At 63.9% G+C, this 15116-nt stretch carries 14 protein-coding genes; 12 read left to right on the top strand and 2 right to left on the bottom strand.

Annotated features, from left to right (window positions below):
• Positions 1-10 precede the first annotated feature (10 nt).
• Positions 11-778 carry an NUDIX hydrolase gene (locus BM235_RS25275; RefSeq protein WP_090117024.1) on the top strand — a complete coding sequence of 256 codons (768 nt, stop codon included), beginning with the start codon at positions 11-13 and terminating at the stop codon, positions 776-778.
• A gap of 17 nt (positions 779-795) precedes the next feature.
• The gene (locus BM235_RS25270; protein WP_255374594.1) at positions 796-1719 is read left to right on the top strand and encodes an ADP-ribosylglycohydrolase family protein; all 924 of its coding nucleotides are present in this window, start codon (positions 796-798) and stop codon (positions 1717-1719) included.
• Here BM235_RS25270 and BM235_RS25265 read toward each other — a convergent pair.
• Positions 1716-2633, bottom strand: coding sequence for an ArsR/SmtB family transcription factor (locus BM235_RS25265; RefSeq protein WP_090117023.1), 918 nt, complete (start codon positions 2631-2633; stop codon positions 1716-1718). The two genes, BM235_RS25270 and BM235_RS25265, sit on opposite strands and share 4 nt — an antisense overlap.
• 152 nt (positions 2634-2785) lie before the next feature.
• Here BM235_RS25265 and BM235_RS25260 point away from each other — a divergent pair, with 152 nt between their 5' ends.
• On the top strand, positions 2786-4558 hold the full coding sequence (locus BM235_RS25260; RefSeq protein WP_090117022.1) for a glycoside hydrolase family 2 protein: 1773 nt from the start codon (positions 2786-2788) through the stop codon (positions 4556-4558).
• A gap of 76 nt (positions 4559-4634) precedes the next feature.
• On the opposite strand, the gene BM235_RS25255 is transcribed toward BM235_RS25260, so the two are convergent.
• Positions 4635-5411 (bottom strand): DeoR/GlpR family DNA-binding transcription regulator, encoded by a 777-nt coding sequence (locus BM235_RS25255; RefSeq protein WP_158544087.1) that lies wholly within the window; start codon positions 5409-5411, stop codon positions 4635-4637.
• Positions 5412-5716: 305 nt separating this feature from the next.
• Between BM235_RS25255 and BM235_RS25250 the strand changes: the two genes are divergently transcribed.
• The 9 genes from BM235_RS25250 (at position 5717) to BM235_RS25210 (ending at position 15049) form a co-directional block, all read left to right on the top strand.
• Positions 5717-6568, top strand: coding sequence for a creatininase family protein (locus BM235_RS25250; RefSeq protein WP_369803550.1), 852 nt, complete (start codon positions 5717-5719; stop codon positions 6566-6568).
• Between the two features lie 56 nt (positions 6569-6624).
• Positions 6625-7398, top strand: coding sequence for an ABC transporter ATP-binding protein (locus BM235_RS25245; protein ID WP_090117019.1), 774 nt, complete (start codon positions 6625-6627; stop codon positions 7396-7398).
• A 36-nt stretch (positions 7399-7434) separates the two neighbouring features.
• Positions 7435-8790 (top strand): FAD-binding oxidoreductase, encoded by a 1356-nt coding sequence (locus BM235_RS25240; RefSeq protein ID WP_090117018.1) that lies wholly within the window; start codon positions 7435-7437, stop codon positions 8788-8790.
• The gene (locus tag BM235_RS25235; protein WP_090117017.1) at positions 8787-9668 is read left to right on the top strand and encodes an ABC transporter permease; all 882 of its coding nucleotides are present in this window, start codon (positions 8787-8789) and stop codon (positions 9666-9668) included. The genes BM235_RS25240 and BM235_RS25235 overlap by 4 nt, the downstream gene beginning before the upstream one ends.
• Before the next feature lie 40 nt (positions 9669-9708).
• The gene (locus tag BM235_RS25230; RefSeq protein WP_255374593.1) at positions 9709-11049 is read left to right on the top strand and encodes an amidohydrolase family protein; all 1341 of its coding nucleotides are present in this window, start codon (positions 9709-9711) and stop codon (positions 11047-11049) included.
• A gap of 61 nt (positions 11050-11110) precedes the next feature.
• Positions 11111-12250 carry an ABC transporter substrate-binding protein gene (locus BM235_RS25225; RefSeq protein WP_255374592.1) on the top strand — a complete coding sequence of 380 codons (1140 nt, stop codon included), beginning with the start codon at positions 11111-11113 and terminating at the stop codon, positions 12248-12250.
• A 100-nt stretch (positions 12251-12350) separates the two neighbouring features.
• Positions 12351-13046 (top strand): NAD(P)H-dependent oxidoreductase, encoded by a 696-nt coding sequence (locus tag BM235_RS25220; protein ID WP_090117016.1) that lies wholly within the window; start codon positions 12351-12353, stop codon positions 13044-13046.
• A 19-nt stretch (positions 13047-13065) separates the two neighbouring features.
• Complete coding sequence (locus BM235_RS25215) at positions 13066-14400, top strand: amidohydrolase family protein (protein ID WP_090117015.1); 1335 nt, start codon at positions 13066-13068, stop codon at positions 14398-14400.
• Positions 14401-14584: 184 nt separating this feature from the next.
• A complete protein-coding gene (locus tag BM235_RS25210; protein ID WP_090117014.1) occupies positions 14585-15049 on the top strand; it encodes a beta/gamma crystallin-related protein in 465 nt (154 codons plus the stop codon).
• Positions 15050-15116 lie beyond the last annotated feature (67 nt).

Raw genomic sequence — 15116 nt, 5'->3', positions numbered from 1 at the left:
GCAAATATAGATGAACGATCAGAGTGCCGGGCATTACTCGGCCGCGGGGTTTCGCACGCCCGACGGCGCGCCGACGGACATCGTGGTGTTCACGATCACGAGGACCGAGCGGACGGGCGCGAAGAAGGCGCTGCCGCTCCGTCGGCTGGAGGTCATGCTCATCAAGCGGAAGCAGTGGCCGTGCGAAGGCTTGTGGGCGCTGCCGGGTGGCTTCACCCGCGAGGGCGAGACCGTCGAGGCGTGCGCGCGGCGGGAGCTGCTGGAGGAGACGGGCGTAGCGGACGTGCGCCTGGCGTACTTCAATGTCTATAGCGCGCCGGACCGCGATCCGCGCGGCTGGATGATCTCCCACGCGTTTGTCGCGCTCGTCGAGGAGCGGTACGTGGCGAGCCGCAGGACGTCGGACGAAGCGTCGGACGTGCGGCTGTGGCCGGTCGAGGAGGCGCTCGCGATGGAGCTGGCGTTCGACCACCGTTCGATCGTGCAGGACGCCCTGGAGCGGATTCGCCGGGAGATGCTGACGACGACGATCGCCAGGGAGTTTTTGCCGGAGACGTTCACGATCAGCGAGCTGTACCAGGTGATCACGACCGTCGTGCCGACCTTCGAGGAGAAAAACTTCATCCGCAAGGTCACCTCTACGCAGAGCCGCAGAGGCATTCTGGAGGAGGCGCGGGACGCGGAAGGTCGGCCGATGATGTCCAACCGGTACTCGCAGCGGCCGGCGCAGCTGTACCGGTTCGCCGACTATGCGCCGGAACTGTCGATCTACGGCTAGGGAAGACGGGCAGCAAAATGAAAGATAACGGGGAGACGGAGGCGGAGGAAATGGAACTGGCGGAACGGATACGGGGCGGGCTGTACGGCGTTGCGGTCGGGGATGCGCTGGGCGGTACGACGGAGTTCATGTCCCCGCGGGAGATCGCGGCGCGCCACGGCTATCTGACGGAGATCGTCGGGGGCGGCGTGTGGCGCCTTGAACCGGGCGAGGTGACCGACGACACGATGATGACGCTGTGCGTAGCGGACGGGATATTGGCGGCGCCGGACGATCCGAAGGAGGCGATCGGCGAGCGATTTTTGCGCTGGTATGCTTCCGGTCCCAAAGATATTGGGAATATCATTAGGACCGTGCTCGCCACGTATGAGGGCAACTGGTTCCAGGCGGCGATGCTCGCGGATCTTGATCTCGGGCAAAGCGCGGGCAACGGCTCCTTGATGCGATGCCTGCCCGCGGCGCTGTGCTACCTGGCTTGGGCGGACGTGTCGCGCGTGTCGCGCGCGCAATCGAAGATGACGCATTACGACGAGCTGTGCAACGAGGCTTGCGAGATTTATAACCGGATCGCGTTCGACATGCTGGACGGCGAGGTGCCGCTCCGCGAAGCGATCGCCGGTGCCGTCGCGGGCACCGCGTACGAATCGATGCCCGCGTCGAAGCCGGACTGCGAGACCAGCGGCTATGTCGTGCACACGTTCCGCTGGGTGCTGCACCTGCTGCTGACGTCGAACTCTTTTGAAGAGGTCGTACAGCGGGCGGCGAATCAGGGCGGGGACTCGGACACGATCGGCGCGATCGCCGGCGGCCTGGCAGGCGTGCATTGGGGCTATAAGGGCATCCCGGAGCGCTATGCAGCCCGCATCCTCATTCGGGATCGGCTGGACGCGACCGTCGAGCGGGTCCTGGGGCTGCGGCAATCCCTGGCGTCCGGCTTCTAATAGCCGACGGTCACTTCGATATCGTGCGCGTAATTGCCGAACCGGCTCCCGTACAGGCTGACGCCGCCCGGATAGCGGGCGTCCTCGGCGGATAAGATGCGCAGCCGGATATCGCTTCCGGACGTCAGTCCCAGCGCCTCCGCCGTCGTATCCGACATTCGGACGCCGTCGATGTAGCTTCCCTCTTCGTTGACCAGCAGCGTCTTTAGCACGCCGTGCTGCGAGTGCTCGGCTCCCCACCAATCCGGATTGAGGAGGCCGCGCTGGCTGCCGAAGTCGCCCGGACATGTCCATGCGCCAAGCGGTATGCCGTTCAGGGAAAAGGAGATATCCGAAGGCCAATCCTCCTTGTACCCCGGCGCCTCCGCGCCGATCTCCATCGCGATGCGGATCTCTTTGACCCGCGCGTCGCCGACCAGGTAGTTCGGGACCTGGTACTCCACGTATCCGCTCGCGAACCAGAGGTGGTGCGCCTCTACGTGCTCGGGCTCGGCGAAGTAGCGGGGATCGTCCAGCAGGCCGATCAGCTTGCGCGGCGACGCAAGGCCGCAGGAGGGCTTGACCTGATAACGCGTGTAGTGGCCGACCGGAATGGAGACCGAATAGCTGGACGGGTGTCGCGGCTCTTCGTTCGTCCGATCGGCGGCACGGAAGCGCAGGACCAGTTGCTCCAGGCTGAGCGTGCACACCTTCTGCTTGCCGCGGCTCCCGGCGGCGAGCCGGGTCGACACGATGCCTGCCGATTCCAGCTTCTGAATATGTTTGGTTACGATCGCGGACGAGAGCGCCAGCTCGTCCGCGATTTCTTTGACGTACATAGGGCGTTCCCGCAGCATTTCGATGATGCGCACCCGCGTTTCCGACGACAGGCATTCAAGCAGCGGCATGTGGCGGGTGCCGACTTCGATGTTCATTTGGCTTCCCTCGGTTTCTATGGTTAATCGTGAAGTTAATTATACTATACGAGAGTTGACAATCAAGCCGAATCGGGATACGATGTGATCGAATTGGGTTGCATTTGTATTAATTATTAACTTAAATGTTAACCAATGAGGAGGAACATCGAATGGCTGAAGTTCAACCGAATACGCACAGGCCGGATTATCCAAGGCCGCAGTTCGTCCGCGACAGCTGGGTGAACCTGAACGGAGAATGGGCGTTTGAATTCGACGACGCGGACGTCGGCCTCGGGCAAAAGTGGCAGGAGGGGGCGGGCGGTTGGAGCCGCCGCATCCAAGTGCCGTTTGCTTTTCAGAGCAAGCTGAGTGGCATCGGCGATCCCGAATTCCACGATATCGTCTGGTACCGCCGCTCCCTCTCCCTGCCGGAAGGCTTCAAGGACAAGCGCGTCGTCCTGCATTTCGGAGCCGTCGATTACGAAGCTTCCGTGTGGGTCAACGGCACGCTGGTCGCGACGCACGAGGGCGGGCATACGCCGTTTCATGCCGACATCACGGACGCGCTCCGTCCGGCGGGGGAGGACGACATGCTCGTCGTCCGCGCGGTCGACTACAGCCGCGACGTCACGCTGCCGCGGGGCAAGCAGTACTGGCTGCCCGATTCCGCGAGCATCTTTTACACCCGCACGACGGGCATATGGCAGACGGTATGGGCGGAGGCCGTATCTCTCGCGCATCTGGCCTCGGTCCGCTGGACGCCGGATATCGACCGCAACGACATCGGGCTGCGGCTGGCGGTGGCGGGATGGACCGATCAGGCGAACCTGAAGGTCAAGGTGGACGTCTCGTTCGAAGGCGAGCCGGTATCCGGCGACATCTACTCGATCCGGTCCGCGAGCGAAGCCCGCACGATTCATCTTCAGGAGCTGAACGATCACGGCCAGGGACGGTGGTGGACGCCGGAGAAGCCCAATTTGTACGACGTTCGGCTCACGTTGTACGACGGAGATTCGGCGATCGACGAGGTGTCCAGCTATTTCGGCATGCGCAAGGTGTCGATCGAAGCGGGCAAATTCAACTTAAACAACCGGCCTTATTTTCAGAAGCTCGTCCTCGACCAGGGCTACTTCCCCGACGGCAACCTGACGCCGCCGAGCGACGAGGCGGTCCGCAGGGACGTCGAGCTGACCAAAGCGATGGGCTTCAACGGCGCGCGCAAGCACCAGAAGCTGGAGGACCCGCGCTATCTCTATTGGTGCGACCGTCTCGGGCTCCTCGTATGGAGCGAGGCGGCTAACGCCTATCAGTTTTCGGACGCCTACGTGCGCCGCTTCGTCAGCGAGTGGCAGGCTTCCGTCGAGCGCGATTACAACCATCCCTGCATCGTCGTCTGGGTGCCGCTCAACGAGAGCTGGGGCGTGCCGAACATCCAGATCGACGAGCGGCAGCAGCACCATGCGTTAACGATGTATCATCTGACCAAATCGCTCGACGCGACGCGCCCGGTCGTCTCCAACGACGGTTGGGAAATGGTGAAGACGGACCTGCTCAACATCCACGACTACGAGTATCGGCGCGAGGTGCTGGAGGAGCGCTATGCCGAGGCGGAGCGGGCCGCGAACGGCATGCCGTGCGGACGTCGCCTGTCCGTCGGCGGCTATGCGTACGAAGGCCAGCCGATCCTCGTGACCGAGTTCGGAGGCATCGCCTACAAGAAGAGCGACTGGGAGGGCTGGGGATACTCCGGCGCGGAAGACGACGAGGACTTCGCCGCGCGGCTGCGCGCCGTCATCCAGCCGCTGCTCCGCTCGGGCGCCGTCCAGGGCTACTGCTACACGCAGCTGACCGACGTCGAGCAGGAGATCAACGGACTGCTGACGTACGATCGCGTACCGAAGCTGCCGCTCGAGGCGATCAAGGCGATCAACGAGGGGAAATAACCGATAGAAGGACCGCGATACCGCTTCGATGCGGCGCTGCGGTCTTTTTTAGTTGCCGGACGGACGGGGGCACCGTTCAGATCGGCTCCGCGACGCGCAGCGGGTATCCGGCCTCGCGATAGACTCCGGCCGCGTCCTCGTCGAGCCGGCTGTCCGTGATGATCTCGTCGAACGCGTCCAAGCTGGCGAAGATGGCGAGCGAGTTGTAGCCGAACTTCGTGGAGTCGGCGAGCAGGACGCTTTTGCCCGCGGCATCCATGGCGGTCTGCCTGGCTCCGACGAGGACGGGCGACCAGGCCATGGCGCCTTTGGCGCCGGAGACGGCCTCGCACGTCAGGAAGGCGATGTCCACGGTCAGCGAGCCGAGCATCTTCTCCGCATAGATGCCGTCGAGGGCATAGGCCCACTTGCTGACCCGGCCTCCGGTGCAGTAAACGTCAAAGCTGCCGAAGCGTTCTTCGTTCGAGAGCAGCAGCGCCGTGTGCAGATCGCGCGTGATGATCTTGAGCCCCTTGAACCGCTCGAGGCCGTCGACCATGGCCGCCACCGTCGTCCCCGCGTCGAGAATGATGCTCATGCCGTCCTGAACGTGCTTTATCGCTTCCCGTGCGATCGCGAGCTTCTCCGCCTTGTGCTCGCTCGCCCGTTGGTCGTAGCCCGCGCCCATGAACCGCTTCACCTTGACGGCGCCGCCGTGGGACCGTTGAATCCTCCCTTCGGATTGCAGTTGGTCCAGATCGCGGCGGATCGTCATCTGCGAGACGCCGAACGTATCGGCCAATTCGGCGATGGTGATCTGCTCTTTCCTGTCCAGCAAATTTAAGATCTCGTGCTGCCTCGTTCCCATCAGCATAGCCGCGCGTCCTCCCGTGATCCGATGCCGCCCTGAAGGGGCGTTTTTTCGTTCAAGCGTTTTCATTCTCATTATATGCTCAAGCGGATCTGCACACCAGAGAAATTAACATCAAAATGTTCGTTTGATGTGAAAAATATCTGTACAGACTTTCGTTCATGTGATATAAGTGGAATACGGAACAAATATGTTATGTTTATGTCGTTAAATCTAACAAATACTCTTTCGAATAATCAAAAAGGAAACGGAATTCGGTAATATGCGGAATAATGTGTTATATAAAGTAACATAAAATGAATCGCGAGGTGAGCGGATTGGGATTCCGATACGAAGGCAACGCCTACGACCGCCGTTTTCTGCCCAGACTGACGACCGGAGAGATCGCCGCCATGCCGAAGGACGACGCGCTTATCGTCCTCCCTGTCGGCGCCGTCGAGCAGCACGGTCCTCACATGCCGGTCTTTACGGACACGCTGATCGGAGAAGCGCTCATGGCCGAGGCGTTCGAGCACCTGCCCGCGGACGCGCCGATCTGGCTGCTGCCGTCGGTCGGCTACGGCAAGAGCACCGAGCATGCGGAGCACCCCGGCACGATCACGCTGTCCGCCCGCACGCTCATGGCTGTGCTGGAGGACATCGCCGCCTCGTTGGCGCGAAGCGGGTTCAAGAAGCTGCTGCTGTTCAACACGCACGGCGGCAACGCCGACCTGCTGGGCATGATGGCGCGCGAGATCCGGATCGCGACAGGGATGGCGGTCTACCGGCTGGATCCGGGCGCGGTCGGCTATAGCGAATCGTTCACCGACGACGAGGAGAAGGCTTCGGGCATCCATGCCGGCGACGTGGAGACCTCGCTTGTCATGGCGGTATGCCCGGACTGGGTCCATCCGGAGCGGGCGGTCCGCGAGATGCCGAACTTCCCGCGGTCCCCGTCGTTTTCCTTTCGCGCCAAGTCGTTCGCCTGGACGATGAAGGACATCTCCGCAAGCGGAATCGCCGGCGACGCGACCAAGGCGAATCCGGCGAGGGGGCGGGCGATGCTGGATCGGGCGGGCCCGCTGCTGGCCGGGGCGCTGCTGGAGATCGCCGCGTTCGACATGGGCTCGCTCAAGGAATCTCCGCTTAGGGAACCGTCGTACAAGGCGTCGTCAGTCTAGATAGCCCGCTCAAGGCAGCATCGCTCAAGGACGAAGCGAAGGGAGCGTGATCGCGGATGGAAGCGATGGCGAACGTGAAGGAACGGGTCAGAATGGAGCGGCTGTCCAAGGTATACCCGAACGGTACGGTGGCCGTGCAGGACGTGAATCTCTCCATACGTGAAGGGGAATTTCTCAGTTTCGTAGGACCGTCGGGGTGCGGCAAGTCGACGATTTTCAAAATGATCACGGGGTTGTCGGGCGCGACCGGCGGCAAGCTCGAGGTCATGGGCACGTCCCCGAAGCAGGCGCGCAAGCAAAGCGATACGGCGTTCGTCTTCCAGGACCACACGCTGCTCCCCTGGAGCTCGGTCCTAGACAACGTGGCCCTGCCGCTGGCGCTCCGGGGCGTCTCCCGCCAGGAGCGGACGCGCGAGGCCGAGCGCGCGATCGAGCTCGTCGGGCTGAAGGAGCACGCGAGGTCGATGCCCCGCCAGCTGTCCGGGGGCATGAAGATGCGGGCCTCCATCGCCCGCGCCCTCGTGTCGAGGCCGAAGCTGCTCCTCATGGATGAGCCGTTCGGCGCGCTCGACGAGATCACCCGGCAGACGCTTCAGCTCGAGCTGCTCGACATTTGGAGCCGCGATCGGGAAATGACCGTGCTGTTCGTGACGCACAACGTGTTCGAGGCCGTTTTTCTATCCACCCGGATCGCCGTCATGACGCCGAGGCCAGGCAAGGTCGCCTCGCTGATCGACGTGCCGGTTCCTTTTCCCCGGGACGATTCATTCCGCAGCGCCCCGGAGTTCGGACGGATCGTCCGCTCCGTATCGGACGCCCTCAAGCATTGACCTCATACAGGAGCGAATGAAGGGAGGACCCAAACCATGGCGATAGATTGGACGAAAGACATGGCCGATGCCGTCGGCGAGGAGAGGCTGCTTCTCGGCTTCGAGCAGCGCGAGAAACTCTCCAAGGATTATTACTGGTACTCGCCGGTGCTGGAGCCGCTGCTTCGCGACAAGCGGGCGGACGGCATCGTCATCCCCGAATCGGAGGCGCAGGCGAAGGCCGCGCTGGCGCTGGCGTACCGCGAGCGGATCCCCGTCACGACGCGCGGGGCCGGCACGGGAAACTACGGCCAGGCGGTGCCGCTTGAGGGCGGCATCGTGCTGGACCTCAGCCGGCTGGACGCGGTGCTGGAGGTGGCGGACGAATACGTCCGCGTGCAGGCGGGCGTCCGGCTCGGCGCGCTCGAGAAGCTGCTGCGCGAGCAAGGCAAGGAGCTGCGCATCTACCCGAGTACCTACGTGAAGGCGACGGCGGGCGGGTTCGTATGCGGAGGCTCGGGCGGCATCGGATCGATCCACTGGGGCAACCTGTGGGACGGCAACGTGCTGGAGGCGGTCGTCCTCACCCTCGAGGAGGAGCCCCGCCGGCTGTCCGTCGGCGAAGCGGAGCTTGGCGCATACATCCACAACTACGGCACGACCGGCATCCTCGTCGAGCTGAAGCTCCCGATCGCACCGCGCACGGCGTGGCGGCAGACGGTCGCGCAGTTCGACGACTTCGAGTCGGCGGCGAGGTTCGCCCACGCGGTCTCTCTCGACGACGCCGTGCGCAAGCGGCTCGTCGCGCCGGTCGAATGGCCGATCCCCTCCTACTTCAGGCCGATCGCGAAGCGGCTCGAGCCCGGCGCGAGCGCCGTGCTGCTGGAGACCGCGGACGGTAGCGAGGACGCCCTTGCGGCTCACGCCGCCGATTTCGGCGGACGCATCGGCTACACGATCCCCTCCGACCAATACCGCAAGACGATCGGTTTGTCCGATTTTACCTGGAACCACACCACGCTCTGGGCGCTCAAGACCGACCCCTCGCTGACCTATCTGCAAAGCGGATTCCATCCGACGGACTTCATGCGGCAGATTAACCTCATTAAAGAGACGTACGGCGACGAAGTGCTGATGCATCTCGAGTTTATGCGTTCGGCGGGCGTCGTCGTCCCCGCGGCGCTTCCCATCGTCCGCTATTCGACGCGAGAGCGGCTGTACGAGATCATCGATTACTTCCGTTCGATCGGCGTCAGCGTCAACGATCCGCATACGTACGCCTTGGAACTGGGCGGACGAGGCCAGCTGGAGGCGATGACCGCGGCCAAGCGCGCGAACGATCCGCGGCGGTTGCTAAACCCCGGCAAGCTGCACATCCCCGTCGAACAAGCGATAAGGAGCGATGACAGATGAGGAGCGATATCGCTACGGAGTCCGCCGGCACGGCCTTGCCGTCCCTTCCGTCGGCGCGGCCGGCGAAGGCGGCAGGGAAGCCGTCCAGATGGTTGTCTTGGAGGAAAAAGGTTCTGCCGCCGTCCATTGCGTTCGTCGTGTTCGTCGGCGGCTGGGAGCTGTTCTGCAGGCTGGCGGACATAAAGCCTTATTTGCTGCCGAAGCCGTCCGACATCGTCCGGGCCGCCTCGGAGAACGCTTCGAACCTGTGGACGTCGGTCTACACGACCATCACCGAGGCGGTGCTCGGATTCCTGCTGAGCATCTTGCTCGGCGTCGGGATGGCGATCGTGCTCGCGGCCTCCAAGCTCGTCGAGCGCAGCGTGTACCCGTACGCCATCATCCTGCAGACGATCCCCATCGTCGCGGTCGCGCCGATCATCGTCATCTGGTTCGGCGCCGGCATCAACGCCATCGTCATCATCGCCTTTCTCATCGGATTTTTCCCCATGCTGTCCAACACGCTCATCGGCCTCAACTCCACCGATCACAACATGAAAAACCTCTTTTACCTCTACAACGCCTCGCCGCTTCAGACGATGTTCCGCCTCCGCCTGCCCGCGGCGCTGCCGTATATCGTCGCAGGGCTCAAGATCTCCTGCACGCTCGCCGTCATCGGCGCCATCGTGGGCGAGTATATCGCCGGCATCGGCGGCGGCCAGGGCGGACTCGGCTACGCGATCACCGTCGCCGCGTCCCGGCTCAAGACCGCGTACCTGTTCGCCTGCGGCTTTTCCGCTTCGCTGCTCGGCATCGCGTTTTTCCTGCTCGTGAACGCTTTTTCCAAATGGATGCTCAGCTCCTGGCACGAATCCGAAATGAACTCGCACGAAGGGTGACGCTCCGAGAGACGATCATGCGAAAGGGGAGATGTCCGATATGCCCATGAGACCGGCCGATCTGGAGCTCGTCAACGCCAAGCTGCCGCTGGCGGAGGACGGGCGCCTGCATACCTTGAAAATCGGAGACGGCCGCTGGCTGTCCGTCGAGCCGCAGGAAGGGCCTGCGGATGTCGGCAGGCATGCGCCGATCGCGCAGCTGGGGCTGGAGGCGCTCGGCGAAGCCCGCTCCGTCGATCTGCAAGGGCGAGTGCTGCTGCCCGGCTTCGTCGACCTTCATATGCATCTGGATAAGGCCTACTCGATCGGCCGCGTCCGCAACGTCTCCGGCACGCTGCTCGAGGCGATCGACAACTACCGCGCCGCCGCGCCCGAATTCTCCAAGGAGACGATCCGGGAGCGGATCGTCCGGGGCGCGCGCGAGGCGTCGTCGTACGGCAGCCTCACCCTGCGAAGTCATCTCGACATGCCGCTGCAGCACGGCCGCGACGTCGCGATGCGCACCGTCGAGGCCGCGCTGGAGGCGAGAGAGGCGGTGAAGGACCTGATCGACATCCAGTACTTCCCGATGTTCTTCTACGATCCGGCGCTAGACCGGGAGCTGACTGAATTCGCCGAAGAGGCGCTGCGCATGGGGATCGACGGCGTCGGCGGCGCGCCGCATCTGGCGCCAGATCCCGGCGCGGGCATCCGCTGGGCGATCGGTCTCGCCGCCAAGCACGGCAAGCCGATCGACCTGCACTGCGACGAGACGGACGATCCGTCGATGAAGACGATCGGCCTCTACTGCGACGAGGTGATCCGATACGGCTACGCGGGCCTGGCGACAGCCGGCCATCTCTGCTCGCTGTCCGCGATGCCGCAGGACGAAGCGGACCGGCTGATCGCCAAGATGGCCGAGGCCGGCGTGGGCGCGGTCACGCTGCCCGCGGTCAACCTGTACTTGCAGGGCCGCGGCGACCGGGGCAACGTGCGGCGCGGCGTGACGCGCGTGCGGGAGCTGCTCGGCGCCGGCATCCCCGTCGCGGCGGCCTCCGACAACATCCAAGATCCGTTCCACCCTTTCGGCCGCGGCGACCTACTCCAGATCGGGCTCGTGACCGCCTATGCCGCGCATATGGCCCGCGAAGAAGACATCGTCTCGCTGCTGCGGATGATGACCGAATATCCCGCGGCGCTCGCCGGCAAGACCGACTACGGCGTCGCGCCGGGACGCCCGGCCTCCTTCGCCGTGCTGGACGCGGGCTCCGGGGAGGCGCTGTTCCAGGAGCTGCCCGCCTCTCGCTGGGCGTACAACAAATCGAGCTGGATCGGCGCCTCCGTGCAGCGCCGCCAGGTGGCGGAGCCCCGGCGGTTCGCTTCGGAGAACGCGCCTGCTTGAAGAGGGCAACAAGGCGAGACCCATAGAGAAAATTCGAATCGGATAGGGGAGGAAACAAGATATGAAAACGTCAACGACTCCAACGGCATCATCTAAGGCAGGCCGCAAGATCAGATTCGGTTCGCTCTCGGTCGCCGCGGCGACGATCGTGGCGCTGTCGGCATGCGGGGGAGGCAACAACAACAACGGAGGCGCTTCTTCGTCGGCCGCGCCGAGCGCTTCGGCCTCCGCTTCATCATCGGCTTCGGCGTCCCCTTCGCCCTCCGCTTCCGCTTCCGCATCCGCGTCTTCCGCTTCGGCCTCGGCGCCCGCCAAGACGACCAAAGTCACGCAGGTGACGAACTGGTTCGCGGAGCCGGAGCACGGGGGTCAGTATGCGGCGGAAGCCAAAGGCTTTTACAAGGAAGCGGGACTGGACATGACGATCCAGTCGGGCGGTCCGGGCGTCTCCGCCACGCAGATCGTCGCTTCGGGCAAGGCCGAGTTCGGCATGGGGCAGTCCGACGAGATCCTGATGGCGCGCGAGAACGGCATCAAGCTGGTGGCGCTCGCGGCCATTTTTCAGAAAAATCCCCAAGGCATCATGTACCATAAAGGCAAGTACAAGGACCTCTCGGAGCTGAACGGGCACAAAGTGTACGTCGGCAGCGGTTCCGCCTTCTGGGAATACCTGAAGAAAGCCTACAAGCTCGACAAGGTGCAGGAGATGAAGTACAGCGGCTCGCTCGCCAATTTCGTCGAAGACGACGCCAGCGCCACGCAGATCTATATCACCTCGGAGCCGTTCACCATGCAGCAGCAGGGCGTGGACGTCGATTATTTCCTCAATTACGACCTCGGCTACAAGCAATACGGCAACATTCTCTATACCACCGAAGAATATATGAAGAAGCATCCGGACATCGTCAAGGCTTACGTGGAGGCGTCGATCAAGGGCTGGACCTACTACAAGGACAACACGGAAGAGATCAACAAGGTCATGAACGAGAAGAACCCGGATCTGAAGCTGGAGTCGATGGCCTACGGCGCCCAGGCGCAGGAGCCGCTGATCTACGGCGGGGACGCGGAGGCGAACGGCGTCGGTTACATGAGCAAAGAGCTCTGGGAGGGGTTGCAGAAGCAGCTTGTGGACATCGGCATCCTCAAGAGCGCGGAGCCGATCGACGGGGTGTTCACGAACGAATTTTTGCCGGGGAAATAAAGCGTCGGCGGCGGAGCGGGCTGCGGTCCGGTCGAACGGAAGCGCGAGCGGTCAGGTTCGCGGGACGCCGCGCTCTGTCGGCCGGAAGGGGGCGCCGCTGATGGCGAAGGTACTGGTCGTATACTTCAGCGCGTACGGGCACATGCACAAGATGGCGTTGGCAGCCCTTCGGGGAGCCGCCGACGAAGGGCACGAGGCGCGGCTCGCGCGCATCCCGGAGTTCAGGTCCCCGGACAACGTGACGGCGCTGCTCGACCGTCCGGGACGCGAGAGCGGACGGGAGGACCGCGGATTGTCGGGGACGTTCCGCACGGGCGCGAGATGGGAAAAGTACGAAGCTGCCCTGGAGGCGCAGAAGGGCGTGCCGGAAGCGACGGCGGACGACCTGCGCTGGGCGGACGGCATCGTTTGGGGATTTCCGACTTATTACGGCTCGATGCCGGCGCAGGTCAAATCGTTCCTCGACCTGTCGGGCAGCCTCTGCGCGGGCGGGGAGCTCGAGGGCAAGCCGACCGGCGTCATGACGAGCGCGGGGTCGATCCATACCGGACACGAAGCGACGATTCTCACGTCGATCGTGCCGCTGCTGCACTTCGGCCTGGTCTACGTCGGACTGCCGTATTCGCAAAATCCGGAGTACCTGACGGCTGACGCGATCGGAGGCTCGCCTTACGGGCCTTCGACGCTGGCCGGGCCGGACAGCGGCAGAACGCCCGACGAGCGGGAGCTGACGATGGCGGGCAGGCTGGGCGCCCGCGTGGCGCGATTCGCCGAAGCGACGAAGGGCATACGATGAGGGCGGGGGCGGATCCAAAATGACAACCTTGTACGATATGATCGTCCGCCATGTCCGGACGGGCGAAGCCGGCGGGACGGCGGACATCGGCATCGTCGACGGGACCGTGGCCGCGATGGGCGCTCTCGGGGACGCGGCCGCGGCGGAGACGCTGGACGCGGGAGGCCTGCTGCTGACGCCGCCCTTCGTCGAGCCGCACGTTCACCTCGATACGGTGCTGACTGCGGGCGATCCGACGTGGAACGAGAGCGGCACCTTGGCGGAGGGCATTCGGATCTGGTCCGACCGCAAGCGTTCGCTTACCGAGGCGGACGTGCTCGCCCGTGCCGAGGCGGCGCTCCGGCTATACGTCGGATACGGCGTCCTTCATTTGCGCGCGATGGTCGACATCGGCGATCCCGCGCTGACGGCGCTCCGGACCGTGCTGGCGCTCCGGTCGCGCTTGCGCGGCTTGGTCGACATCCAGGTGACGGCGTTTCCCCAGGACGGCATCGTGGCGTGCCCGGCGAACGCGGCCCGCATGGAGGAGGCGCTGCGGATGGGCGCGGACGGGGTATCCGCCGTCCCTCATCTGGAGCGCACCCGCGAGGACGGCATACAGTCGCTGCGGATCGCCTTCGACATGGCCCGGCGAAGCGGCGCTTACGTGCACGTGTTTTGCGACGAGACCGACGACGCGGGCTCCCGCTACCTGGAGGTGTGCGCCGCGCTCGCGCTGGAGACGGGGCTAGGCCCGCGGGTGACGGCGGCCCACGCGAACGCGGCGGCGTACTACAACGAGCCGTATTTTCGCAAGGTCGCCGGGTTAGTTCGCAGCTCGGGCATCTCAATCGTCGCCTGCCCGCTCATCAACAGCGTCATGCAGGGCCGCTACGACGCCTATCCGAAGGGAAGGGGCATCACGCGCATCAAGGAATTGCTGGACGCGGGCGTCAACGTCGCGCTCGCGCACGATGACATCCGCACGCCGTTCTATCCGCTCGGGACGGGCAATCCGCTGGACGCGGCCCACATGGGAGCGCATCTGGCGCATATGAGCGGGCGGGCCGAGCTGCGCAGCCTGATCGGGACGATCACGGAGGGCGGGGCCGCCGCGATGAATCTCGGCGACGCTTACGGCTGGCGAGCGGGCGTCTTGAAAATCGGAGCGCCGGCGTCGTTCCTGCTCTTCGACGCGGAGGACGCCGCCGACCTCGTGCGCGGCAGGCCTGCGCCGAGGTACGTATTCAGCGCCGGCCGGATCGTCGCGGAGACGCTGCCGGCGGTCACGCGTCTTCGGGGCGGCGGGCTGGAGGCGGCATCGCCGGCCCTCCGGGAGACGAAGCTGCCGGTTCCGGCGCTGCGCGAGCCTTAAACGGGATACAGAAGCCTTCATCGTCGCGACCGGCGCGGCGATGAAGGCTTTTCTAGCGTTCGGCCTATCAGGCGCTTCAAAAAAATAGGTTCGATAAATAGACGCGCCGTAGGTCAAACGGACAATCCCTCCCATGCTCGTCTCCATAGATTGGAGGTATCACCGATCGAGGAGGGATTTGTAGATGATCAACAAGAAAAAGCCGGTCGCAAAAGCGGCGCCCAAGCGAGTGAAAGCCAAGGTGCTAACCCCGCTGCTGGAGGTATACTCGGGGACCAACTTTTCGGGTACGTCCAAGCGGTTTCGCGGCAATATCGGCGTACAGCGTCTGTCGTCGGTCAACCTGAACGACGATCTCGAAAGCCTGAAGTTCTCGTCTCCGACAAATAGCGGCACCGTGGTGCTGTTCGAGAACAACAACTACAAGGGCGAATACGTGAAGTTCAGCACCGGCAACATCGACGATCTGGCGGACTTCAACTTCGAAAACCGGGCGTCTTCGCTCGTGGCCACGACGTTGACGTTGTCCGATGCCGACATTACAGAGATTCAGCAGAACGGACTCAAGAACAACTTCGGCGAAATTTTGAAAATCGTGCTGGCGGCCAGAATCCGCCGCGCGGCCAAGCGCAGAAGCGGCAAGAAATAAGGATATCGAAGACCGCGCCCGGTTCGGGTGCGGTTTTTGGACATGCATCCGCTCGCCGTCGCTTCAG

Source organism: Cohnella sp. OV330 (assembly GCF_900112065.1).
Taxonomy (GTDB): Bacteria; Bacillota; Bacilli; order Paenibacillales; family Paenibacillaceae; genus Cohnella.
Note: the sequence above shows the minus strand (reverse complement) of the source record. Positions and strands in the feature narration are given on the sequence as shown.